Annotated in this window: 24 protein-coding genes and 1 pseudogene; 11 read left to right on the top strand and 14 right to left on the bottom strand. The window is 61.8% G+C overall.

From position 1 onward, the window contains the following. Window positions 1–137: 137 nt before the first annotated feature. Together BS630_RS18535 and BS630_RS18530 are read right to left on the bottom strand one after the other, a co-directional pair. Window positions 138–569, bottom strand: coding sequence for a hypothetical protein (locus BS630_RS18535; protein ID WP_077978549.1), 432 nt, complete (start codon window positions 567–569; stop codon window positions 138–140). Window positions 570–703: 134 nt separating this feature from the next. Then, window positions 704–1,183 (bottom strand): VOC family protein, encoded by a 480-nt coding sequence (locus BS630_RS18530; protein WP_077978548.1) that lies wholly within the window; start codon window positions 1,181–1,183, stop codon window positions 704–706. A 180-nt stretch (window positions 1,184–1,363) separates the two neighbouring features. Here BS630_RS18530 and BS630_RS18525 point away from each other — a divergent pair, with 180 nt between their 5' ends. Both BS630_RS18525 and BS630_RS18520 read left to right on the top strand, forming a co-directional pair. Then, window positions 1,364–2,251, top strand: a complete 888-nt coding sequence (locus BS630_RS18525; RefSeq protein ID WP_077978547.1) for a transcriptional regulator GcvA — start codon at window positions 1,364–1,366, stop codon at window positions 2,249–2,251. 29 nt (window positions 2,252–2,280) lie between these two features. Beyond that, the gene (locus tag BS630_RS18520; RefSeq protein WP_077978546.1) at window positions 2,281–3,102 is read left to right on the top strand and encodes a class I SAM-dependent methyltransferase; all 822 of its coding nucleotides are present in this window, start codon (window positions 2,281–2,283) and stop codon (window positions 3,100–3,102) included. Between the two features lie 30 nt (window positions 3,103–3,132). Here the strand turns inward: BS630_RS18520 and BS630_RS18515 are convergent. Further along, window positions 3,133–3,943: pseudogene (locus BS630_RS18515) on the bottom strand (hypothetical protein). A 146-nt stretch (window positions 3,944–4,089) separates the two neighbouring features. On the opposite strand from BS630_RS18515, the gene BS630_RS18510 reads away from it, so the two are divergent. After that, window positions 4,090–4,965 carry a bifunctional helix-turn-helix transcriptional regulator/GNAT family N-acetyltransferase gene (locus BS630_RS18510; RefSeq protein ID WP_077978545.1) on the top strand — a complete coding sequence of 292 codons (876 nt, stop codon included), beginning with the start codon at window positions 4,090–4,092 and terminating at the stop codon, window positions 4,963–4,965. A gap of 138 nt (window positions 4,966–5,103) precedes the next feature. On the opposite strand, the gene BS630_RS18505 is transcribed toward BS630_RS18510, so the two are convergent. Then, window positions 5,104–6,135, bottom strand: coding sequence for an aldo/keto reductase (locus BS630_RS18505; RefSeq protein WP_077978544.1), 1,032 nt, complete (start codon window positions 6,133–6,135; stop codon window positions 5,104–5,106). 138 nt (window positions 6,136–6,273) lie between these two features. Here BS630_RS18505 and BS630_RS18500 point away from each other — a divergent pair, with 138 nt between their 5' ends. Beyond that, the gene (locus tag BS630_RS18500) at window positions 6,274–6,891 is read left to right on the top strand and encodes a TetR/AcrR family transcriptional regulator (protein WP_077978543.1); all 618 of its coding nucleotides are present in this window, start codon (window positions 6,274–6,276) and stop codon (window positions 6,889–6,891) included. A gap of 65 nt (window positions 6,892–6,956) precedes the next feature. Here BS630_RS18500 and BS630_RS37060 read toward each other — a convergent pair whose 3' ends face one another. Next, entirely contained in the window at window positions 6,957–7,133 is a 177-nt protein-coding gene (locus BS630_RS37060; protein WP_158081419.1) for a hypothetical protein, read from the bottom strand. Between the two features lie 103 nt (window positions 7,134–7,236). Between BS630_RS37060 and BS630_RS18495 the strand changes: the two genes are divergently transcribed. Next, window positions 7,237–7,758: a winged helix-turn-helix transcriptional regulator gene (locus BS630_RS18495; RefSeq protein WP_025395039.1), complete on the top strand. Its 522-nt coding sequence runs from the start codon at window positions 7,237–7,239 to the stop codon at window positions 7,756–7,758. A 25-nt stretch (window positions 7,759–7,783) separates the two neighbouring features. On the opposite strand, the gene BS630_RS18490 is transcribed toward BS630_RS18495, so the two are convergent. Genes BS630_RS18490 through BS630_RS18480 form a run of 3 tightly spaced genes read right to left on the bottom strand, consistent with a single transcriptional unit; the run spans window position 7,784 to window position 10,388 of the window. Then, window positions 7,784–8,587 carry an ABC transporter permease gene (locus BS630_RS18490; RefSeq protein WP_077978542.1) on the bottom strand — a complete coding sequence of 268 codons (804 nt, stop codon included), beginning with the start codon at window positions 8,585–8,587 and terminating at the stop codon, window positions 7,784–7,786. A gap of 2 nt (window positions 8,588–8,589) precedes the next feature. Beyond that, complete coding sequence (locus BS630_RS18485; RefSeq protein ID WP_077978541.1) at window positions 8,590–9,390, bottom strand: ABC transporter permease; 801 nt, start codon at window positions 9,388–9,390, stop codon at window positions 8,590–8,592. Next, on the bottom strand, window positions 9,387–10,388 hold the full coding sequence (locus tag BS630_RS18480) for an ABC transporter ATP-binding protein (RefSeq protein WP_077978540.1): 1,002 nt from the start codon (window positions 10,386–10,388) through the stop codon (window positions 9,387–9,389). The genes BS630_RS18485 and BS630_RS18480 overlap by 4 nt, the downstream gene beginning before the upstream one ends. Window positions 10,389–10,551: 163 nt before the next feature. On the opposite strand from BS630_RS18480, the gene BS630_RS18475 reads away from it, so the two are divergent. Beyond that, window positions 10,552–11,094, top strand: coding sequence for an NADPH-dependent FMN reductase (locus BS630_RS18475; protein ID WP_077978539.1), 543 nt, complete (start codon window positions 10,552–10,554; stop codon window positions 11,092–11,094). Window positions 11,095–11,109: 15 nt separating this feature from the next. Here BS630_RS18475 and BS630_RS37395 read toward each other — a convergent pair whose 3' ends face one another. Continuing rightward, on the bottom strand, window positions 11,110–11,256 hold the full coding sequence (locus tag BS630_RS37395) for a hypothetical protein (protein ID WP_012757973.1): 147 nt from the start codon (window positions 11,254–11,256) through the stop codon (window positions 11,110–11,112). A 138-nt stretch (window positions 11,257–11,394) separates the two neighbouring features. Here BS630_RS37395 and BS630_RS18470 point away from each other — a divergent pair, with 138 nt between their 5' ends. Genes BS630_RS18470 through BS630_RS18460 form a run of 3 tightly spaced genes read left to right on the top strand, consistent with a single transcriptional unit; the run spans window position 11,395 to window position 14,391 of the window. Then, a complete protein-coding gene (locus tag BS630_RS18470; protein WP_077978538.1) occupies window positions 11,395–12,066 on the top strand; it encodes a response regulator transcription factor in 672 nt (223 codons plus the stop codon). After that, on the top strand, window positions 12,066–13,418 hold the full coding sequence (locus BS630_RS18465) for a sensor histidine kinase (protein ID WP_077979230.1): 1,353 nt from the start codon (window positions 12,066–12,068) through the stop codon (window positions 13,416–13,418). Before BS630_RS18470 ends, BS630_RS18465 begins: the two co-directional genes overlap by 1 nt. 40 nt (window positions 13,419–13,458) lie before the next feature. After that, window positions 13,459–14,391: a DUF3313 domain-containing protein gene (locus BS630_RS18460; protein ID WP_231284804.1), complete on the top strand. Its 933-nt coding sequence runs from the start codon at window positions 13,459–13,461 to the stop codon at window positions 14,389–14,391. Between the two features lie 272 nt (window positions 14,392–14,663). On the opposite strand, the gene BS630_RS18455 is transcribed toward BS630_RS18460, so the two are convergent. Then, a complete protein-coding gene (locus tag BS630_RS18455; protein ID WP_077978536.1) occupies window positions 14,664–15,155 on the bottom strand; it encodes a BA14K family protein in 492 nt (163 codons plus the stop codon). Between the two features lie 451 nt (window positions 15,156–15,606). On the opposite strand from BS630_RS18455, the gene BS630_RS18445 reads away from it, so the two are divergent. Continuing rightward, the gene (locus tag BS630_RS18445; RefSeq protein ID WP_077978535.1) at window positions 15,607–16,227 is read left to right on the top strand and encodes a hypothetical protein; all 621 of its coding nucleotides are present in this window, start codon (window positions 15,607–15,609) and stop codon (window positions 16,225–16,227) included. A 312-nt stretch (window positions 16,228–16,539) separates the two neighbouring features. Here BS630_RS18445 and BS630_RS18440 read toward each other — a convergent pair whose 3' ends face one another. From BS630_RS18440 to BS630_RS18430, 3 genes are all read right to left on the bottom strand, one after another. Then, on the bottom strand, window positions 16,540–16,749 hold the full coding sequence (locus BS630_RS18440) for a hypothetical protein (protein WP_077979229.1): 210 nt from the start codon (window positions 16,747–16,749) through the stop codon (window positions 16,540–16,542). Between the two features lie 196 nt (window positions 16,750–16,945). Next, a complete protein-coding gene (locus BS630_RS18435; RefSeq protein ID WP_077978534.1) occupies window positions 16,946–17,227 on the bottom strand; it encodes a hypothetical protein in 282 nt (93 codons plus the stop codon). Between the two features lie 43 nt (window positions 17,228–17,270). Continuing rightward, entirely contained in the window at window positions 17,271–18,107 is an 837-nt protein-coding gene (locus tag BS630_RS18430; protein ID WP_077978533.1) for an alpha/beta fold hydrolase, read from the bottom strand. A 565-nt stretch (window positions 18,108–18,672) separates the two neighbouring features. Here BS630_RS18430 and BS630_RS18425 point away from each other — a divergent pair. Further along, window positions 18,673–19,629 (top strand): S1C family serine protease, encoded by a 957-nt coding sequence (locus BS630_RS18425; RefSeq protein ID WP_077978532.1) that lies wholly within the window; start codon window positions 18,673–18,675, stop codon window positions 19,627–19,629. Window positions 19,630–19,666: 37 nt separating this feature from the next. Here BS630_RS18425 and dusA read toward each other — a convergent pair whose 3' ends face one another. Beyond that, window positions 19,667–20,668, bottom strand: a complete 1,002-nt coding sequence (gene dusA, locus BS630_RS18420; RefSeq protein ID WP_077978531.1) for a tRNA dihydrouridine(20/20a) synthase DusA — start codon at window positions 20,666–20,668, stop codon at window positions 19,667–19,669. Window positions 20,669–20,720: the final 52 nt, after the last annotated feature.

The following is a 20,720-nucleotide window of genomic DNA, read 5'->3' as shown; positions in this document are numbered from 1 at the left end:
GCTGCTTGCCAAGACCGAAGGCGGGCACTGACGGGCGAGGGATCGTATCGTCGTCGCGGAGGCTATATCATTCCTGGTTTCTCCGTGGCGCAGAGATGGTCTAACTTTTGTTTTTGCGCGGTTGGGGACGCGCTGTGTCAGACGATTCCGTATTCTTTCAAGAGTGCCTGCTCGTCGCCGGAAACCCAACCAAATATCTTCGGCTCTCCATTCAGTTTCTGAACGAGATAATGGACATCGAAATCTATCGAGATATCCGGCGCGTCCTGTCGAGAGTAGATCGCCGTCCAGGCAAGGTGAGCCACGCAATGACACTCATCGATCGGGGAGAGCCTGAGATCGCGTATCCGCATCTCTTTCGTCCCTGTCGCTCGATACCGCTCATAGCCCTGCTCCATGATCCGTCCGAGTTGATCGTCGTTTTTTCCGGCCATGACCCCGGAGGGCGAGGCTGCGATGAACGCGGAAGCGTAGAACGACGCGCTCGCATCCAAATCCACATCGCCATCCAGCGCGCGATTGAAGAACTGCTGATATCGCGCGAACAGGTCCCTGACCGCAGTCTCCATCGATCACCCTCAATTCCAATCGGGCATCCCGGGTAGCAGTATGCTTGTGCGTGGCGCAATTGCCAATGCCAGCCAAGAGTTCAATGGGACTAAAGCGCGCCGCGCTTTAGTCCTTATGTGATGGGCGACATGCACTAGCCGGCGTAGGCCGCCTCAAGATCGGCGATGATGATCTTCCGCATTTTGTACATGGCCTGGAGCGTCCGCTCCGCCTTCTTGCGGTCGGGATCGCCGATCAGTCGGAGGGTGATCTCGGGGCAGACCTGCCAATTGACGCCGAATTTGTCCCGCAGCCAGCCGCAGGCCCGCTCCGAGCCGCCGTCCGATGTCAGCGCTTCCCAGTAATAGTCGGTCTCGGCCTGATCCCTGGTTTCGACGAAGAACGAGACGGCATCGTTGAAGCCGTCGCCAGGCCCCGCATTGAATGTCCTGAGCCTGAGGTCTTCGAGCGCGAAATCATAGGTGGCGATTGGCACGGTGCGGTTCGTTCCGGAGACCCAGTCCGGCACCTCCGTGGAGCCGAGTTTCTTCGCGTTTCTGAAGACGGAGAGATAAAAATCGCGGGCTTCTTCAGCCTGGGTGTTGAACCAGAGGAAAGGGAAAATCGTTGCCATGGTCGTTTGCTCCGCAACATCGGATATAGGTGATAGGAAATCACAGATCGTCTCGTTAGCGCCGATGCTGTCTCATAAAGGAGACGTGGCGCCTATCCCGAACATATGAAGCGTATGGGCTCGACGACAAACCAAATTTCGGCAATGATTTGTGATCAAAACTCACAAATGAGCCGACCTATGCCAAGACGATTGCCGCCGCTGAACGCCCTGCCGAGCTTTGAGGCGGCCGCGCGCCATCTGAGCTTTTCCCGAGCCGCCGACGAACTGAACGTGACGCATGGCGCGATCAGCAGGGCGATCAAGCACCTCGAGGAGCAGCTCGACGTGCAGCTGTTCGAGAGGGGAACGCGGTCGGTCCGTCTGACAGCTATTGGCGATCCTTATGCGCAGTCGGTGCGCGAAGCGCTCGATCTGCTGGCGGCGGCAACGAAATCGGCATCGGCCCGCCATTCGGACAAGACGCTCAACGTCAGCACGTCAGACGGATTTGCCGGCCGGTGGCTGGTGCCGCGGCTCTATCGTTTCCATCAGGCGAACCGCGACATCGATGTACGGATATCGACGACCGGCCGGCTGACGACCTTCCTCGCCGACGGCATCGACATCGCAATCCGCTACGGCGGAGGTGAATATCCGGGGCTGACATCGGAGTTGCTGACCGGCGAAGAGGTCTTTCCCGTCTGCAGCCCCCGGCTTCTGGAAGGGGCGTATCCCCTGCGCGAGCCTGGCGATCTGAAGTATCACACGCTCATTCACGACGGATTCCCCATCGATTGGGCGACTTGGCTGCGCAGTGCCGACGTTAGCGATGTCGATCCAAAGAGCGGCCTGACCTTCGACTCTGCCACCTTCGCCGTCGAATCCGCAGTACAGGGGGAAGGCGTGGTTTTGGGGCGCACGATGCTCGTCGCCGCCGACCTTGCCGCGGGCCGGCTGGTCAGGCCTTTCAGACAGGCGCTCACATCCGCGTCGCAATACTTCGTGGTGTATCCGCCGCGCGCAATCCACCAACGCAAGGTGAAGGCATTTCGTGATTGGCTCCTTGCCGAAATCAGTCATTCTTGAGATCTCGGGTGCCACAGCGCCTCGGCCGAATGGAGTCCGCGATGAAAAGGGTAAAGCTTGACCAGCGGTTTGGCCGCGAGGCGTTTGGCGATGATCCTGCCAATTATCACAGCGCGCGGCCGCCTTATCCGCAGGCGACCTGGGCGGCCCTGCGCGAGCGCGCCGGTCTTAGGGCCGGCATCGACATATTGGAGATCGGCGCCGGTTCGGGGCTGGCGACGGTGGCGCTGCTCGGTCACCGGCCGCGCAGCCTCGTTGCCGTCGAGCCCGATGGCCGGCTTGCGGATTACCTTCGCGTCTCGATCGACGATCCCTGTCTTGATATCGTCGAGGCGCCTTTCGAGACCGCCGATCTCAAGCCGGCCTCCTTCGATCTGGTCGCTGCCGCGACGATGTTTCACTGGCTTGATCCGAAAGCTTCGCTGAAGAAGATCCATCGTCTGCTTCGGCCGGGCGGCGCGGTCGCCCTGTGGTGGAACGTCTTCGGCGATGCAGGCCGGCCGGATGCCTTCCATGACGAAACGGTGCATCTGTTCGCGAGTCATCCATCGAGCCTGTCGAGCGGCGATGTGGAGCGATTGCCTCACGGGCTGGACACTGGCGCCCGTGTCGCGGAACTGGCCGCGACCGGCTTCATTGCCGACGAGCCGCAATTTCTCTCGTGGACGCTGACGCTCGATCCGGCAGCCGTCCGCAGGCTGTATGCAACCTATTCCAACGTCGCAGCGCTGCCACCGGCCGAGCGCGGCGCGCTGCTCGATACTCTGGAAGACATTGCCGCATCACGTTTTGGCGGACACGTCGAACGCAACATGACGACGGCGATCTATACGGCGCGCCGCCGTTCGTGACAGTCGAGGCGAGAGGGGCGGGAGAGAGGATCACTCAACCTGGATATGAATATGGTCGTCGTGGCGGGCGGCGCGGCAACCTTGAAAGCGGATATGGCTATCGGCGATGCCGAGCGCGTTCTTCAGATGCGGCTCGATGAAGATCTTCCGCAGGCCGAAGCGCGTCACACCTTCGCTCGTCAACCAGCCGATCGCGGCCGATGTGCGCTGCTCCTCGATCCAATAGGCCGGAAACAGAGGCTGCAGCGCATCGAAGTCCCAGCGGGTGGTAAGCCAGTCATTGCGCCCTTCGCATGGCCGTTCGTCGCCGGGGGCGGGTTGCTCGAAGCGAAATAGCCGATGGGGGAGCGGGTGGCGCCATTCAGGAAGGCGCCGTCCACATCCTTGTAATAATAGGCGAAGTCGAGTTTTTTCCCGTCGGCATGCGACAGATGCGGCAGCAGCGGAAAGCCGTTCACGAAGGGGAAATTCGCATCCAGCGCAACGGTGACGGCTCCGGGGAATTCCCTGTCCATGTGGGCGGCAAGCGCCTTTGCCAGATCGTGCACTTCTGGGGTGACGTAGTTGCGGTTCAGCAGGCAATAGATCGGGGAGCGGACCACGAGCCGGTCCGTCGCGTCGGCGATGCAGGAGAGGGGAACTCGCCCGAAGATCGGCGCGGCGAAACTCGCCGCAAAAGTGGCGCTGGCATAACAAAGCAGGAAGATCGCAAGCTTTGCCAAAAACCGCCGCAAGCCCCAGGCGTGGGAGGCGGCCAGCGCCACGAGATAGGCGATGCCGCCGATCTGCGTCAACAGCGTCAGGATGAGACGATCAGGGCGTGAAGGGCAAAACGGAACACGGGAGGCCTTGGGAACGTTGTCGTTCCCATAGGCGAGGCGATGCTGCTGCGCAAGGCGGATGGCGGGGAAGTGCGCGGCTCATTTATGCCCTCCCTTTGCGTGCTCCGAATTGACAGGATCAATTATCTGACTAAAGTCAGATAATATGACTTACGATCCTGTCGCTCGTGTCCGTCGTTTCAACCGTGCCGTCACCTCCGAAGTCGGCGCTCTCGACACGTCTTTCCTCGGACGCGGTCGTCCGCTGGGCGCAGCCCGCGTTCTCAATTCGATCGGCCGGGGGCAATCGGATGTTGCGGTGATCCGCGATTATCTCGGTCTCGACTCCGGTTTGATGAGCCGTCTGCTGCGCAGTCTGGAAGAGGAAGGTCTCATCGAGACGGTGCCAAACCCTCAGGACGCGCGTCGCCGCGTTGCCCGGTTGACCGAAACCGGCCATAGCGAGTTTCAGGCTTATGAAGCGCTTTCCAATGCGCAGGCGAAAACATTTCTGGCACGCCATCGCCGGCCGGACGAATTGCTGCGCGCCATGGATATCGTCGCTTCCTCGCTGAGACGTGAGCAGACCGTGCTCGAAGAGAAAGACCCGCGGCACGAGGACGCCAGCTATTGTCTCCGCGAATACTACGGCGAACTGGCGCGCCGCTTCGAGAAGGGTTTCGATGTATCGCTTTCTCGCGATCCCGACGCCAAGGATATGATCCGTCCGCGCGGTGCGTTCCTGGTGGCCATGTCGGATGGTCTCCCGATCGGCTGTGTCGGGTTGAAGGGCAATGGCGGCGAGGTCGCGGAGATCAAACGGCTCTGGGTCGCCCCATCCGCGCGCGGCCTTGGGCTCGCAAGTCGTCTTATGACGGACGCCGAGAACATCTCCCGCGAATTGTCCATCAAGCTCCTGCGTCTGGATACGAATAGCGCGCTGCCCGAGGCAACGCAGCTTTATCGTGGAACCGGCTGGAGTGAGATCGATCGTTTCAATGACGATCCATACCCGGACACGTTCTTTGAGAAACGCCTTTAAGCGTAGGTGCTTTGTGCTGCCCGAATTAGGGGAGCGCCGTTGCCCGGCCCTTCGCATGGCTCAGGGCGTTCGGCCCTGCGATCGATTCACTGGATCGATCGCTCCTGCTTTGCAGGATCGGGCCTCACCCCCTGCCGGTCAGGCGGCGAAGCGCTCGGTTATCGGGCGGCGGCGTAGGTTCGGCTGCGTTACCGCAGGCGGGTTATAGGCCGCCTCCAACGGGCCGGTGTCGGTGCCGGGCGGGACGATCGCGTCGATCCGGTCGAGGATTTCGTCCGTCAAGCTCACCCCGGCGCCGGCAAGCAGATCGTCGAAGTGCTCCATCGTGCGCGGGCCGATGATCGCCGAGGTGACGGCCGGATGGGCGATGGTGAAGGCCATCGCCATGTGCGCCAGCGAAAGCCCCGCCTGCTGGGCGAGCGGGATCAGCCTTTCGATCGCGTCCAGCCGGCGCTCGTCGTTCATCTGCCTGGGGAAGCGTTTGGCGCGGGCGCTGTCGGGTTGCGGCGCGCCCTTGCGGTATTTGCCGGTGAGCATGCCCATCGCCAGCGGGCTCCACACCATCGCGCCCATTCCGTAACGCTCGCAGGCGGGTAGAACCTCGCGCTCGATGCTGCGATTGAGGATTGAATAGGGCGGCTGCTCGGCGCGGAAGCGTGCCAGCCCGCGGCGCTCGGAAACCCATTGCGCCTCGATAATTTCCGAGACGGGGAAGGTCGACGATCCCACGGCGCGTACCTTGCCCGCCCGTATCAGGTCGGTGAGGGCAGATAGCGTCTCCTCGATGTCGGTATCGGGTGCCGGCCGGTGGATCAGGTAGAGATCGATATGGTCGGTCTGCAGGCGGCGGAGCGAATCCTCGACTGCGCGGATCAACCAGCGGCGCGAATTGCCCTGTCGGTTCGGGTCGTCGCCCATCGGCAGATGTGCCTTGGTGGCGAGCACGACGTCATCGCGCCGGCCCTTGAGCGCCTTGCCGACGATCTCCTCGGATTCGCCGCGGCTGTAGATATCGGCGGTGTCGATGAAGTTGATGCCGGCATCGAGCGCCTTGTGGATGATCCGGATCGAATCCTCGTGGTCGGGATTGCCGGCAGCGCCAAACATCATCGCGCCGAGGCAATAGGGGCTGACCTTGATGCCGGTTCTTCCAAGCGTGCGGTATTGCATGGTCTGTTCCTTTATTGGGGAGGCGGACTTCGTGCGCATCGACGTGGCCAACACCGTCGCGCTGTGTTAACTTTGCATAAACGGAACCGTATTCCGTTTATATACGGAACGATGTTCCGTTTTGCAAGTGAGTGAAGGATGAGCGACGACAGAAAAGAGCAGGAGGACGGCCTGAAGCCCGGGGAAAGGGTGGACAGGCGTGTGCGCGCCGACGCCAAGCGCAATCTCGACGGGTTGCTTCAGGCGGCATTGACGGTGTTTGCGACCTCCGGCGTCGATGCCCCGGTGCGTGAGATCGCGGAGAAGGCCGGCGTCGGCATCGGCACCGTTTACCGGCATTTTCCCGAGCGTTCCGACCTCGTCGTTGCCGTCTTTCGCCGCGAAATCGACGCCTGCGCTGACGCTGCGCCGATCCTTGCCGCCGAACATGCGCCGGGCGAAGCGCTGGCCAGATGGATGCAGCGTTTTGTGGATTTCATCGCGGCCAAGCGCGGACTTGCGGCGGCCCTGCACTCCGGCAACCCAGCCTTCGATGCCTTGCCCGCCTACTTCCAGCAACGGCTGCAGCCGGCCCTTCGCTCGCTTCTCGACGCCGCCGCTGCCGCCGGCGAGGTCCGCACCGATATCGCCGCCGAGGATCTATTGAACGCGGCCGCAAGCCTCAGCATGCACGCCTACGCCCAAGGGTCCGAACATGCCCGGCGTATGGTTTCCCTGCTGGTCGACGGGCTGCGCTACGGCGCTGTACAGCGGTGACGCTCCGACAATGAAGCGCGCCGTTGCCCGGCCGGCACGCGCGGCGGCCGGGCAACGGCTTGGCGTCACCAGGTCCGCTTCGACAGCTCGATATACTCATCGAATGGCGTTGAGAGGTAGCCGGCAGCCTTCAGAGCGGCACCCGCCAGGATCTTTTGCGTCGGGATTTCCGTCTTGATGTCATCATCGCCATTGCCGCCGCGGGCATCCTGCGGCATGCGCTGGCGTGAAGGAATCGACATGCACCTTCGACATACTGCTCTCCTCCATCTGATTGCGGACCGAAACTAGTTGCGTTGCCGCATAAGTGATCCTATATTGCAACCAGTTTTAAGGAGAGAATTCGTGGACATTGAACTGCGGTCGGGCTGCCCGATCAACCTGACGATGGAAGTGCTGGGCGATCGGTGGAGCCTCATCATCATCAGGGACATCATGTTCGGCAACCGCCGCCATTTCCGCGATCTTCTGACCCATTCGGAGGAGGGGATTGCCTCCAACATTCTGGCTGCCAGGCTGAAGCGTCTGCTCTCGCTCGGATTCATCAGCAAGCGGGACGACCCGAGCCACAGCCAGAAAGCGATCTACAGCTTGGCGGAGCCAGCGATCCAACTCGTGCCGGTCTTTGCCATGATCGGCGCCTGGGGACGGCGGCATCTGCCTGTGAGCGAGGAGCTGAGCATCCGTGCGCAGCTTCTCGAAGAAGGCGGGCCGCCGCTGTGGGACGAGTTCATGGAGGATCTCCGGCAGATCCACATCGTCGACCCGATCGGCGGCGCCAACGGTACATGCACTTCGCCGGTGCTCGCTAAGCTGACTGCGGCATTCCTCGAGGTCCGCGCGAGATCGTTGTCGCAGGCATCCTGATATCGAGGGAAGTCGGTCGGCTCGATCAGCCGCCGGCACCCTGGTACTTGCTGGTGGCATATCGCCAGTAGGCAATTGATATCAACACCCAGATCGGGCCGGCGAGGAGAGCCACCGGCCCGGCCCAGTCCCCGAGGATCGGGATGGGCTTGCCGAGCAGGGCGCCGACGGGGACCGAGCTGGTGAGGGCCAGCGGGACCGCGGTGATGAGGATGGTCTGGATGCCGCCGGGGAAAATATTGAGCGGGTAGCGCGTCAGTTCCCAAAAGCCGAAGAAGATCGAAAACAGGTGGTTGGAGCGCACCCAGATCAGCGCCGTAGCGCCGATCATGGTGATGAGTGCCGCGGTCAGCAGCGTTGCGCTGAGGAGCGCGGCGATGAGGAACGATGCCGACCAGACCGACCAGGCGAAGTCGACGGACAGAACGGCCCAGCCCATCAGCGGCACCGCGAGGATGACGTGGCCGGCATAGCCTATGTTGAGGCCGGAAAAGACCAGATAGGCCCAGGGGCTGAAAGGCTTGACCAGCAGCGTGTCGAAAGTGCCGAGCCGCACCAGTTCTTCGAGGTCGCGCAATTGCACGAAGCTCATCGCGGCGCCGAGCGAATAAGCCAGCAGCTGGAAGCTGAACAGCAGCGCCAGCTCCGGCCAGGTCCAGCCGCCAAGCGTGTCGAAGCGGTCGAGCAGGATGCCGATGGTGGCGAAGACGCTGCCATAGGAAAGGATCTGCGCAAGACGGTCGAGCCAGAAGGCGCCGCGATATTCCATCTGGGAGCGGACATGCATCCGGACCAGCAGCGGCAGGACGCGCAGGTGATGAATAAGCACGATCAGCCTCCCTGCACGGTGATGCGGGTGGAGGCGCAGCGCCACAGCAAGAGGACGCCGGCAAGGAACAGCGCGGCCCAGGCAAGGCCCAGGCCGAGATGGAGCCAGACATCGGCCGTGGAAAGCCTGCCGAGATAGACGGCATTGGGATAATAGACCACCCAGGCGAAGGGCAGGTGGCGGGCAATCGTGGCCAGCGGTTCGGGGAAGAACCAGAACGGTATCAGCAGGCCCGAGAACAATTGCAGCAGGGCGCCCAGGATCCAGTCCAGCGAGAAGCTCGTCATCAGCCAGAAGGCGATGATGCCGAAGAGCGCCGACATCAGGAACAGCAGCGTAAAGGACAGCGCCCAGAAGGCGATGAACATCAAGCCATCGAACAGGGTCGCCGGCGGCAGCATGCCGTAAAACAACGCGGTAAAGGCGATGGTCGGAATGACCTGGGTCATCAGGCGGTAACCAAAGCTGCCGCATTCGTTGGCGAAAAGATAGAGCGGATAGGACAAGGGCTTGAGCAGCCAGACTGCGATATCGCCTGTCTTGAGCGACCGGCCGATTTCGCCGATGATCCTTTCAGGGCGGGTCGCGCCCATCACGGCGCCGCCGAGCAGGGCATAGGTCACCATCTGCTGCAGGGACACGCCATCGGCCACGATGCCGCCGATGCCGGCATAGGCCGCCTGCCAGATGGCGACACGCGCAAAGACCTGCACGAGTTTGCCGAAGATATTGGCCCATACTTCGTTGCGGTAGGCGAGCTGCGAATGGAAGGAGCTGCGGGCGAAGGCGAAATAGGCGCTCATGATGCCAGAGCCTTGGCATTGCGCCGCTGGTAGAAGGTGCGGATAACCTCTTCGATGTCGGGCTCGTGCAGCGCCACATCCTTGAGGCCGCGCCCGCTGCCGACCTCCGACAGGATTGCGACCAGCGAGATGTCTTCACGCTCGATGAGATAGTTCTTGCGCAGGCCCTCATCGCTGACGAGTGCCGCGGTGCGCAACGGCAGCGGTCCAGGGTCGCTGGCAAATTCAAGTGTCAGCCGCCGGGCCGAACCCAATGCCGCACGCAGGCTCTTCAACTCGCCGTCGAAGATGAGCCTGCTATGATCGACCATGATCAGCCGCGGGCAGATGGTCTCGATGTCCTGCAGGTCATGGGTGGTGAGGATGATGGTGACGCCGCGCTCACGGTTGATCTCGGCGAGAAAACGCCGCACGGCGTCCTTGGCGACCACATCAAGCCCGATGGTCGGCTCGTCCAGAAAGAGGATCTTGGGGTCGTGCAGCAGCGACATCACGATCTCGGCGCGCATGCGCTGACCGAGGCTGAGCTGGCGCACCGCGCGGTCGAGAAAGGGCGTCAAATCAAGCATCTCGCTGAAGCGTCGGAGATTATCCGCATAGCGGGCGGTGGGAATGTCGTAGATGCGCTGATGCAGGGTAAAACTGTCGACCAGCGGCAGGTCCCACCACAGCTGGCTGCGCTGGCCGAAAACGACGCCGATCTCGCGGGCATTGTCCATCCGCCGCAGATGTGGTGTCCGGCCGAGGACCGAGAGCGTGCCGTCGCTCGGCACCAGGATGCCGGTCATCATCTTGATCATTGTCGATTTGCCGGCGCCATTCGGGCCGAGATAGCCAACGGCTTCGCCGGCCGCGATGTCGAAACCGATGTCGGAAACGGCCAGAACTTCCGTATATTCGTTGGTCACCAGCGTCTTCAAGGCGCCCAGCAGGCCCGGAAATCGCTTGTGCTGCCGGAAGCGTTTGCTGACGCCCCGCGCCTCGATCAAAGCCGACATGTGTATTTCCTCAAGGGGTAATTCCAGCCGATTCGGCAGCAGCATCCAGGCTAACGCGAGGCTCGGCCAGTTCAAGCAAAAGTCGCTTTTTGGGGCGTTACTCAATCGGTCTAGCGTAGCCTTTTGCGTTGACAGCCATGATCAATCATTTCCTGTTAGGGTCATGAAGATTCTCGCAATATCCGGCAGCGCCCGGCGCAATTCCACCAATACCGCCATGCTGCAGGCTGTTCGCGCCGTAGCGCCAAATGAGATCGAGATTTCGATCTTCGACGGCGTGGGGCGGTTGCCGGTATTCTCGCCCGATCTCGAGGGAGAGCATCTGCCGGAGGCAGTGCGGAATTTCATCGATGCGATCGCTCAGAGCGATGGGGTGATCATTGCCAGCCCGGAATATGTCCGATCCATCCCCGGCGGCCTTAAGAATGCGATCGACTGGCTCGTATCGGGAGATGAGATCGTCCATAAGCCGATCGCCCTGCTGCACGCATCCCATCGCGGCGACGACATGCTGACGGGTCTTCGCACCGTTCTTGCGACCATCACCGACCGGTTCGCGGGCGATATTTTCCTCAGGCTTCCTTTGATGAAGCTGGAGCCGGCCGAGGTGTTCAACACCATTAAGGCAGCGGAGAACCGTTCCAAGGTGCAGGCCTATCTTCAGGCCTTATCGGCCTATTGCACGGCAGACAGTAAGACCGCCTGAGGTTCGCTCGCTGCATCATCGGACGTCCATCAGCAGGCCGTTCTCGAATGCCGTCTTTTCGTGAAGCGTGTGCAGAATGACGAGCGGAGCTGCGAGCAGCGCGGCGAGGATGAAGGCGGAGAGGAAGTGTCTCGTCAGGAGACGAAGGATTGGTCGGATCATCTTGATCTCCAGCTGCAGCGAATATTCTTGTGCTGGACCTCAACAATTGCAGCAGCATGACCGGCTGCCTTGCAAGCTCCGCAATGCTGCCGCAACCCTTGTGGCGGACAGAGGGGAGAGCGAGGTAATGGGCGGGCGATGCGAATACTGCTGATAGAGGATGAGAGGGAGCTGGCCGAGGCGCTGTCGGTCGCACTCGGCAAACATGGGATCGTCACCGACCACACCATGCATCTGGCCGACGCCGTCGAGCTGACGCGGCAGAACCTCTACGATGCAATCCTGCTCGACCGGCGCCTGCCCGACGGGGAGGGGCTGAGCTTCATTCCGGAGCTCAGGCGGACGGGCAAGGACACGCCTATCATCGTGCTGACGGCGCTGAACGAGCCGAGGCAGCGGGTGGAAGGGCTCGATCTCGGCGCCGACGACTATCTCGGCAAACCGTTTCTGGTTGAGGAGCTGATGGCGCGGCTGAGGGCCGTGCTGCGCCGGCCGCCGAGCCTTGCCGAATTGAAGATTATGGCCGGGCGGCTGGTGATCGACCCGCTGCACCTGAGCGTCACCGTCGACGCTACGCCGCTCGATCTCCCCCGGCGCGAGCTTCTGGTGCTTTCAGCACTCGCAAGACGCAAGGAGAAGACCGTGCTGCGCTCGACGCTGGAAGCGGCGGTTTACAACTACGAAGAGGAAATTCAGTCGAACGCGCTCGACGCGCATATCTCGCGGCTGCGCAAGCGGCTGATCGACGCCTCCGCCGGCGTGACCATCCACAATATCCGCGGCGTCGGCTATCTCATGAAGGAAGAATGATGCGCGAGGCGACCAAGTCGAAGCTTTCACTCTGGTGGACGCTCAGCTGGCAGCTCAGTATCGTTTTCGTGGCTGTTGTTGCGACTGTCATCATCGGGCTTTGCATTTACGCCACCAGCATCCTCTCGCCCAATGAAGGAATGCAGGTTCAGCTGACTGCAGCCCTCGAGGAAGCTCTTACGCGTGACTCGCAGGGCAGGATCGTCATAGCTGATAGTCCGCGTCTCAGGTCGTTCAAGACTGAGAACAACAGGCTCTGGTTTTTCGTCGCAACACCCAGTGGAGAAACGGCCTCCTACGGCGTAATACCGGCGCCCTATGCGGACCTAGCCCGGTACGTCTACCTCATCAAAGACGCCGACATACGAGGGGCGTCTGGTACGACCGAGGTCGCCTCCATCGACCGTGTCGACACGGCAGAAGGCGAGTACAGAGTTATGTACGGCGGAAACGCCAGCAGAAGCTCCGCATTTCTGGCAATACTCGGCAAAACCTACCTCATTTACACACCACTTTTGGCCATCGCATTGCCCGGGGTTTTTCTAACCATCCCCCGCGTCGTAGCGCGCGCTTTGGCGGGCGTGAAGGATATAGCGAGCAAGGCAGCGGAAATCGAACCCCGCCGGCAAGGAGCCCGATTGCCGGTGGATGGTATTCCCACGGAAATCGCACCATTGGTGATTGCTTTTAACGGAACGCTTGAGCGGCTTGAGAACGAGTTTAAGAAACGCCAGCGCTTCCTGCTCGACGCTGCGCATGAACTCCGGACTCCGATCGCAATCATGCAGACGCGGATCGACGGCATGCCCGACGGGCGCGAGCGACAGCGGCTGCTCGACGACGTCGCGCGGCTCGCGCAAGCGGCCGAGCAACTGCTCGATTTCGAGCGCAACGATCAGGCGGCCGATCTCGACGAAATGGTTGATCTCGTCGAGATCGCCCGAATGACGGTTGCCGATCTGGCGCCGCTGGCGATTGCCGCCGGCTATCAAATTTCGTTTCAGAGCGAGGTCAAGAGCCTGAAACGCAAGGGCAGCCCGTCGGCGCTACCGAGGGCGGTGAGCAACCTCGTGCGCAATGCCATCGACCACGGAGGCAACAGCGGCATGATCACGGTTTCTGTGTCGGGCTCACCTTCCGGCGGCGGGTCGATCACGGTCGACGACGAAGGGCCGGGTATTCCGGCCGAACATCGGGAGCTGGTGTTCGAGCCATTTTATCGCGTCACCCCGAAGAGCAGGGGCGCCGGTCTCGGCCTCAGCCTCGTCAAGCAGGTCGCCGCAAATCATGGCGGTGAGGTCAGCATCGAGAGCAGCGCTGTCGGGACGCGGGTAACGATCGACCTCGGATAAGCCCGCCTGCTCCGGCGGCACCGTTCACGGAAACGATGTAATGCTGCGGCAATTCTCGACGGCCACTTTCGCTCGAGTTCATCGGCGACGGAGGCCAGACAGCGTGCGCAGCAATCCATTCCCATTTTCCTTCCCCGTGGGGTCGAGAGGTTTGTGCCTCGCTCTGCCGGTGGCGTTCGCCATGGCCGCGGCCGGGTGCAGCTCGGTGCCGCTAAAGGAGGCCGGCACGCTTTCTTCCTATGGCAATCTCGGCGCGCCGAAGGGCAAGCTGTCGAAATCGCGCGTTTATGTCGATGGGACGCGCCTTAGCCCGGCAAAGACGGTGAGCATCGTGCCGACGACCTTCGCCTTCAACGCCGCGACCCGCGTCAAGTCGGACGCCGATCGCGTGATGGTGGCGAATGCTCTGGACCGGGCACTCTGCATTTCGCTCAGCGACAAATACCAGCTGGTCTCTGCCGGCCAGCCGGCAGACCTGACAATCCGCTCCGTCGTCACCGACATCGTGCCGACCAACAAGGCGATGGCGGGTGTTTCGACCGTGGTGACCGTCGGCACCGGTTTCATGCTGCCGGTCAGCGTGCCCCGCCTGCCGGCTGGCCTCGGCGGATTGGCGGTCGAGGCGGAGGCAGTCGACAGCGGTGGCGTACAGCGGGCGGCGATCGTCTGGTCGCGTGGTGCAAACTCGCTGCAGAACAATCCCCGCGTTTCCGAAGTCGGCGACGCCTATAGCCTGGCTTCGAAATTCAGCAGCGAGTTTTCCCGCATGCTGATCAAAGGCAAGGAGCCGAAGGGACTGGATGTCTCGCTGCCCTCGGGGCAGCGGATGAAATCCTGGCTCGGCGGCAAACCGAAATACGCCGCCTGCGACGCCTTCGGCCGCCCGCCCGGACTGATGGGCGCCGTGGCCGCCAAATACGGCGCGCCGCCGCAATGGACCGAGAAGAAGCCAAAACCGGCCGCGACCTATTGAGAGAATCCGGTGGCGGCGCCCGACAAGCCGTCGCGATCAGCACTCAGCCCGCCCCAGGCTGAGGGGACGGACGGAGCAAAGGCGGGCAAGGCTTGTGCTCCGTCCGTCTAGAAATCCGTCGCGCTTCACGTCAGACGACGACGCCAGGCCGCAGCCAGAAATACAGCTTGATCTGATCGGGTCTGTCGGAGGGAAGCGGGCGAGTTGGTTCGGCACAGGCATCAAAAAGCCCCGCATCTTGTTGCGAGGCTTGTTGCTAAATGGTGGACCGGTTAACGGCACTGACGGCGTGGGCCGTAGTTCGGCTGGTAGGTATTGTCCGAGGCGCGATAGGACCGATATCGGCTGTAGCAATAGTCCGCATGCGAACTATAGGCACGTGCGCGCGGCTGCGAAGCGAGGATGCCGCCGATGATGGCGCCGGCGGCCAGACCGCCGATGATGGCGCCGGTGTTGTCGTGGCGGCGATACCGGCGATCGTAGCGACGATCCCAGCCATAGCGGTCGTCTCGGTAGTAGTCTCGGTCGCGGTAGTAGTCCCGGTTGCGATAGTGGCGGTTGCGATACCACCTGCGATTATTGCTGAACTGACCCGGGCAGTTCGTGAAGTTATTGCAGCCAACGGTCATGATGCGGGCATCGGCGCTTTGCGGCGCCGGTTGCGCCGATTGCACCGGGCTCGGCATGAACGCCGGGCCTGCCGAGGCCGGCATTCCGGAGAAGGCCGTCGCTATCGACAGGGCAATGATGGCGAATCTGTTCATTTCACTCACCTTGGGTAAACGGATGTATCGAGGGGATAACGCAGGGGAAGGGGAATGGTTCATTTTGGGAAATTCAGCAACAAGTTCAAATTGAAAGTAGATAGTCAATTAGATCTTTATGGATGGGCCGCATCAATGACCGAGATGTAACGGCACTCCTGTGCATGTCGGAAGGATTAGCATGCGGCTCTCCAGAATTCTCGGTGTTCTCTGTCTCTCGACGAGCTTCGCGATTGCACCTCTCAACATCACCTTCACCGATTTCTCGCCTGCTTTCGCGAAAGGCGGCAACGGTGGTGGCAATGGTGGTGGCAACGGTGGCGGTGGCGGTGGTGGTGGCCACGGCGGCGGAAACAGCGGCGGAGGTCATGGAGGCGGCAGCAGCAATAGCGGCGGCGGAAAGGGCAGCGCCAGCTCGAGGGGGAAGACAGAAAGTGGCCGGACCGGAAGCATGGGCAAGGCCGCCAAGACGAAATCGGCCAAGCAGACTGTCAGTACGAAGGGCACGTCCAAAAAGACGACCATCGCCAAAGCGCCGGCGACAAAACCTGCAAAGAAGCCAGCAGCAGAGCTTGCCGGTCTCAATTCGCTGAAGCGCAACTTCCATGCTCTCATGAAAACGGCTGATCCTCGGATGGCCGCGATTGCCGCGTTCAGCACGGCGTACGCTCAATATGAACTCACCAACGGGGTGGCGCCACCGGCCGACGATCCGGTATTGGGCGATGCCGCCCTGACTGCGGCGCTGGCCGCCGCAACCAAGACAGGCACGGTCACGCCGGAGGCTTTGGGCTGGGCACAGGAGACGCTCGGTGTCGGAACAGCTATCGGAACGATCGACCAGATGAGAGACGCCTTGGCGGCAGCCGCCCCGACACCGGAAACCCCGGCAGCAGAGACCGAGACAGCGACCGGCGAGACGGCCGACGGGAGCGCGACGACAGACCCGGTCGCGGCTGAGGAAACCTCTGAGACTGGAATGGAAGTCACAGCGGACACCACTGAAGCCGCCCAAAGTATTGACCAAACCGAGACCTCTGCCACAAGCACCGAGACGACAACGAACCCGTAATCCTCCTTGAGGAACCTTGGGATTTGCCGAATTCATTGCTCCTTCGACGACGGGGCAATGCTGCTTGTCGTCGGCGACATGGCGCTGGATCAGGCCACTGCCGCCGTGCAACTGCCCGCGGCTCCAGACCCGGCTTCGTTGCCGGCCGTTGCGTATGTATGTCGGCCCCCTCGAACTCGCCGCCTACGCCAACAACCTGCTGGCCCTCACCGGACGGCGCTGGTGCGGGCTGTCAACAGGTCCATGGCTAAAGCATTGGCGAGCGAACGGGATGGTGAAAGGCCTTTTGAACCTGAAGGCGCGTTATCAGGCTCACCTTCCGCCGGCCAGCAGTCGGAGCTGGCTTTCTTCATGCACACCTTGGCGGTAAAGCTCGATGATGAGGGCGCCAAGACGGTCGGCCTCCTTGCCTGCTCTGTCGATCTTTAGACCGCTACAGAGAGATTCATGGACACGCCTGCACACATCGAGGTCTTCCGAGGCGAGCGGTTCGTCACGTGTGCTAAACAGCTTGTCTGACATCGCAATCTGCCCTTTTTGGATGCCGTGAATCGCTTCCGTGGAAAAAAGATAATTTCGCGATCTTTGCTCTGCAAGATGGGCGAAGGTCCGAAATTCAAAAAACAATTTTGGCCGCGCGAGAAGATGCGGGCGAGGGCGGCGGCTCGAGATGAGACCGACCAGGGCGTCGGCCGGACGGATGGTGTGAGCGTGAGATCTACTTGGTTGCGGGATCCTGGCCGCTTTGTTGCGCCAGGCGCAGCTCTTTCAGCCGCTTGGTTTTTTCGCGGCGGGCCCGCTGCTCCGCCTCGATGGTTTCCTTGGCGGCTCGCTCGGTGTTTTCGAAACGATCCTGCCGGTAAGCCTTTGATGAGGGTTCACGTTCTCTTTTCATGGCCGCTAAACGCAAATGGGCGAAAACGGTTTCATGGGAAAATGCGTCACTGGCTGTCAATCGATCGACGTGGCCAGAACGCCGGCGTGGAGGATGGCAAGCCATTGTGGCGACCGGGCGCCTGATCGACGCCCGGCAACAGCATGGATCAGCCTTTGATGAAGGCGAGGATGTCGGGGTTTATGATGTCTGCGTGGGTAGTGCACATGCCATGCGGGAATTTCTCGTAGACCTTCAGCGTGGCGTTCTGCAGGAGCTTGGACGAGAGCAGGGCAGAGTCGGCGATCGGCACGATCTGGTCGTCGTCGCCATGCATGACGAAAGTCGGCACGGTGATGATCTTCAGGTCTTCGGTGAAGTCGGTTTCCGAAAAGGCCTTGATGCCGTCGTAATGCGCTTTGGCGCCGCCGATCATGCCCTGGCGCCACCAATTGTTGATGACCGGTTCCAGGACCTTCGCGCCCGGCCGGTTGAAGCTGTAGAACGGACCGGCCGGCAGATCGTAATAGAACTGCGCGCGATTGGCGGCGAGCTGCTTGCGCAAGCCATCGAAGACTTCGATCGGCAGGCCACCGGGATTGGCTTCGGATTTTACCATGATCGGCGGCACGGCGCCGATGATCACCAGCTTGGCGACGCGGCCCTGTGGTTGGCCATGGCGGGCGACATAATGGGTCGCTTCGCCGCCGCCGGTGGAGTGGCCGACATGGACGGTGTTCCTGAGATCGAGATGCTCGACGACGGCTGCGGCATCGGCGGCGTAGTGATCCATATCGTGACCGTCGCCCACCTGGGTCGAGCGGCCATGGCCGCGCCGGTCATGGGCGATGACCCGATAGCCCTTCTCGAGGAAGAACAGCATCTGGGCGTCCCAGTCGTCGGAGGATAGCGGCCAGCCGTGATGGAACATGATCGGCTGGGCGCTCTTCGACCCCCAATCCTTGTAGAAGATTTCGACGCCGTCCTTGGTGGTAACCGTGCTCATCTTTTGGCTCCGTTGGTTGGGGTTGGTTGGATTAATGCGGTCAGAAGTTTGCGCCGTTGCCTGCAGAATTGACAAGGCCACGAGCGCCGTTGGGCCGGAGGCTAGGGGTAAGAAGGTCGCGCCTGATCAACCCGAATATGTTGATGTGCTTATTGAATGCTTCTTTCTATTCTGTTGACATGACAGAAGTTTGTATGTTTCCGCGAGGATGGGTGTGAACCCGCCCATTTCGCATGGCTGCTTTGCACTGCGAACATTCTTTTAATCCACGGTATCTCGGCTGTTGGCCATCTCAGGCTAGTCCGTCAGGGGCGCGGCGAACGTCTGTAATGAGCCATTTTTTTGATATTCGTTCAATATATCCGTCCGGGTAGTTCAATATATCTGTCCGGGGTAGGTGGGCTCCCGTTCTGCCGCCGCGTGCATGCCGCTGCCGGCGCTCACTTGAACGCGGTTCATCGCCCAACCATCTAATCCTCATACAACAGCGCCATGGCGGACCGTCGCAACCGCGACGGCTTTGCCGGCGGCGGGACGGCCGTTATTGCCGCCTGAGGATCAAATAATGGGTTACATGGATAAGGACATAGCGCCTCAGAATGATGGGGCGCTGATCGATGCCTATTCGCAATCGATCGCAGCAGCAATCGACATCGTCGGGCCGGCAGTCAGCCGGATCGAGAGGGTGGGAGGCCGGCAGGGGCACGGGTCTGGCTTCGCCGTCTCGCCTGACGGCCTGATCATCACCAACAATCACGTCGTCGACGACGCCAAGGTCGTCCGCATCACCACGCCTGACGGCTTCGTCACCGAGGGCCGGGTGTTGGGTCGCGACGTCGATACCGACATTGCCCTCATTCGCGCCAATACAAGCACCGGCGCCTGGGCGAAGCTCGGAGATTCTCAGCGCCTGCGCAGGGGCCATATCGCGATCGCGATCGGAAACCCGCTCGGCTTCGAATGGACGGTTACCGCCGGCATCGTCTCGGCGCTCGGCCGGTCGATGCGGGCGGCCAGCGGCCGGCTGATGGAAGACGTGATCCAGACCGATGCGGCGCTCAATCCCGGCAACTCGGGCGGGCCACTGGTGTCATCGGGCGGGGAGGTCATCGGCGTCAACACCGCCGTCATCCAGGGTGCGCAGAGCATCGCCTTCGCCGTCGCGTCGAATACGGCCAATTTCGTGGTTTCGGAAATTCTCCGCTATGGGCAGGTCAGGCGTGCCTTCATCGGCATATCAGGCGACACGATCGTGCTGCCGCGCCGGGTGGCCCTTGCGGCGGGCACGGTGCAGACGACTTCCGTGCGCATCCGCCGCGTCGAAGCCGATGGGCCGGCGGCGAAGGGAGGGCTGCAGGAGGGCGATTATATCCTCGCCATCGACGGCAGCCCGGTCGGCGGCGTCGATGATATCGTCCGATTGATGGATGGCAGCAGGATCGGCAGGGATACGGAGATTTTGGTGTTTTCGGTGGCGGGCCGGATCGAGAAGAAGATCTTGCTGCCGACGGCGCGTTCCTGACGCCGCACTTCGACGCCATGACGAGACGTCACGTACGTCAGGCGCTGACCGCTTGCTGCTCGGTCCCCGAAAAATCCACCGCCGCAAAGGCTGCCGCCAGCACCTCCGGCCCAGCGCCGTTTTTCGCGGCATCGGTCGAGAGGATCTGGCGGTAGCGGCGGGCACCGGGCAGGCCGGTGAAGAGGCCGACCATATGGCGGGCCACGTGCTGCAGCCGGCCGCCGCTGGCGATGTGGCGTTCGGCATAGGCCATCATCCGGTCACGCAGCGTCTCCCAGTCCGGCTCGCTCGCAGGGGCGCCGAAGAAGCGCTGGTCGATGTCGGCAAGGATCGCCGCATTCTGATAGGCGGCGCGGCCGAGCATGACGCCATCGACATGGTCGAGATGGACGGCGGCTTCGTCGAGCGTGCGGATGCCGCCGTTGATGCCGATGAAGACGTCGGGCCAGCGCTGTTTCATCCGGTAGACGATCTCGTAGTCGAGCGGCGGGATCTCGCGGTTTTCTTTGGGGCTCAGGCCCTTCAGCCAGGCCTTGCGCGCATGGATCCAGATCGCGTCGGCGCCGGCGTCTAGAACGCGGGTGATCAGCTCGGGCAGCGCCTGTTCCGGTTCCTGCTCGTCGACGCCGATCCGGCATTTCACCGTCACCGGCACGGTTGCAACCCTTTTCATCGCCGCGATGCATTCGGCCACCGTCTCCGGCGTCAGCATCAGGCAGGCGCCGAAGGTGCCCGACTGCACGCGATCGGAAGGGCAGCCGATATTGAGGTTGATCTCGTCATAGCCGTAGGGCTCGGCGATCTTCACCGCCTCGGCAAGCTTTGCCGGGTCCGATCCGCCGAGCTGCAGCGCCAGCGGATGCTCGGCGGCGTCATGACCGAGCAGCCGGTCGCGCGGGCCGTGGATGATCGCATCGGCCACCACCATCTCGGTATAGAGCAGCGCCTCGCGGCTGATCTGCCGGTGGAAATAGCGGCAATGCCGATCCGTCCAGTCGATCATTGGGGCGACCGCAAAAATCGGCCTCTTCTGCGTCATCGACGTTCCATTATTCCTTGTTACCGGTGCAAGCACGGCACCGTCACCGCCG

The organism is Rhizobium laguerreae (assembly GCF_002008165.1).
Taxonomy (GTDB): domain Bacteria; phylum Pseudomonadota; class Alphaproteobacteria; order Rhizobiales; family Rhizobiaceae; genus Rhizobium; species Rhizobium laguerreae.
The sequence above is the reverse complement of the archived record's forward strand: the minus strand, read 5'-3'. Positions and strand labels throughout refer to the sequence as shown.

Excerpts from the sequence above, each read along its gene's own strand:
- BS630_RS18535 (WP_077978549.1), bottom strand. The coding sequence starts at position 569 with ATGGAGACTGCGGTCAGGGACCTGTTCGCGCGATATCAGCAGTTCTTC.
- BS630_RS18435 (WP_077978534.1), bottom strand. The coding sequence starts at position 17,227 with ATGGCTTGCCATCCTCCACGCCGGCGTTCTGGCCACGTCGATCGATTG.
- BS630_RS18510 (WP_077978545.1), top strand. The coding sequence starts at position 4,090 with ATGACTTACGATCCTGTCGCTCGTGTCCGTCGTTTCAACCGTGCCGTC.
- BS630_RS18440 (WP_077979229.1), bottom strand. The coding sequence starts at position 16,749 with ATGTCAGACAAGCTGTTTAGCACACGTGACGAACCGCTCGCCTCGGAA.
- BS630_RS18485 (WP_077978541.1), bottom strand. The coding sequence starts at position 9,390 with ATGAGCGCCTATTTCGCCTTCGCCCGCAGCTCCTTCCATTCGCAGCTC.
- BS630_RS18480 (WP_077978540.1), bottom strand. The coding sequence starts at position 10,388 with ATGTCGGCTTTGATCGAGGCGCGGGGCGTCAGCAAACGCTTCCGGCAG.
- BS630_RS37395 (WP_012757973.1), bottom strand. The coding sequence starts at position 11,256 with ATGATCCGACCAATCCTTCGTCTCCTGACGAGACACTTCCTCTCCGCC.
- BS630_RS18525 (WP_077978547.1), top strand. The coding sequence starts at position 1,364 with ATGCCAAGACGATTGCCGCCGCTGAACGCCCTGCCGAGCTTTGAGGCG.
- BS630_RS18530 (WP_077978548.1), bottom strand. The coding sequence starts at position 1,183 with ATGGCAACGATTTTCCCTTTCCTCTGGTTCAACACCCAGGCTGAAGAA.
- BS630_RS18445 (WP_077978535.1), top strand. The coding sequence starts at position 15,607 with ATGGGCAAGGCCGCCAAGACGAAATCGGCCAAGCAGACTGTCAGTACG.
- BS630_RS18465 (WP_077979230.1), top strand. The coding sequence starts at position 12,066 with ATGCGCGAGGCGACCAAGTCGAAGCTTTCACTCTGGTGGACGCTCAGC.
- BS630_RS18470 (WP_077978538.1), top strand. The coding sequence starts at position 11,395 with ATGCGAATACTGCTGATAGAGGATGAGAGGGAGCTGGCCGAGGCGCTG.
- BS630_RS18500 (WP_077978543.1), top strand. The coding sequence starts at position 6,274 with ATGAGCGACGACAGAAAAGAGCAGGAGGACGGCCTGAAGCCCGGGGAA.
- dusA (WP_077978531.1), bottom strand. The coding sequence starts at position 20,668 with ATGACGCAGAAGAGGCCGATTTTTGCGGTCGCCCCAATGATCGACTGG.
- BS630_RS18430 (WP_077978533.1), bottom strand. The coding sequence starts at position 18,107 with ATGAGCACGGTTACCACCAAGGACGGCGTCGAAATCTTCTACAAGGAT.
- BS630_RS37060 (WP_158081419.1), bottom strand. The coding sequence starts at position 7,133 with ATGTCGATTCCTTCACGCCAGCGCATGCCGCAGGATGCCCGCGGCGGC.
- BS630_RS18520 (WP_077978546.1), top strand. The coding sequence starts at position 2,281 with ATGGAGTCCGCGATGAAAAGGGTAAAGCTTGACCAGCGGTTTGGCCGC.
- BS630_RS18505 (WP_077978544.1), bottom strand. The coding sequence starts at position 6,135 with ATGCAATACCGCACGCTTGGAAGAACCGGCATCAAGGTCAGCCCCTAT.
- BS630_RS18460 (WP_231284804.1), top strand. The coding sequence starts at position 13,459 with ATGCTGCGGCAATTCTCGACGGCCACTTTCGCTCGAGTTCATCGGCGA.
- BS630_RS18475 (WP_077978539.1), top strand. The coding sequence starts at position 10,552 with ATGAAGATTCTCGCAATATCCGGCAGCGCCCGGCGCAATTCCACCAAT.
- BS630_RS18455 (WP_077978536.1), bottom strand. The coding sequence starts at position 15,155 with ATGAACAGATTCGCCATCATTGCCCTGTCGATAGCGACGGCCTTCTCC.
- BS630_RS18425 (WP_077978532.1), top strand. The coding sequence starts at position 18,673 with ATGGGTTACATGGATAAGGACATAGCGCCTCAGAATGATGGGGCGCTG.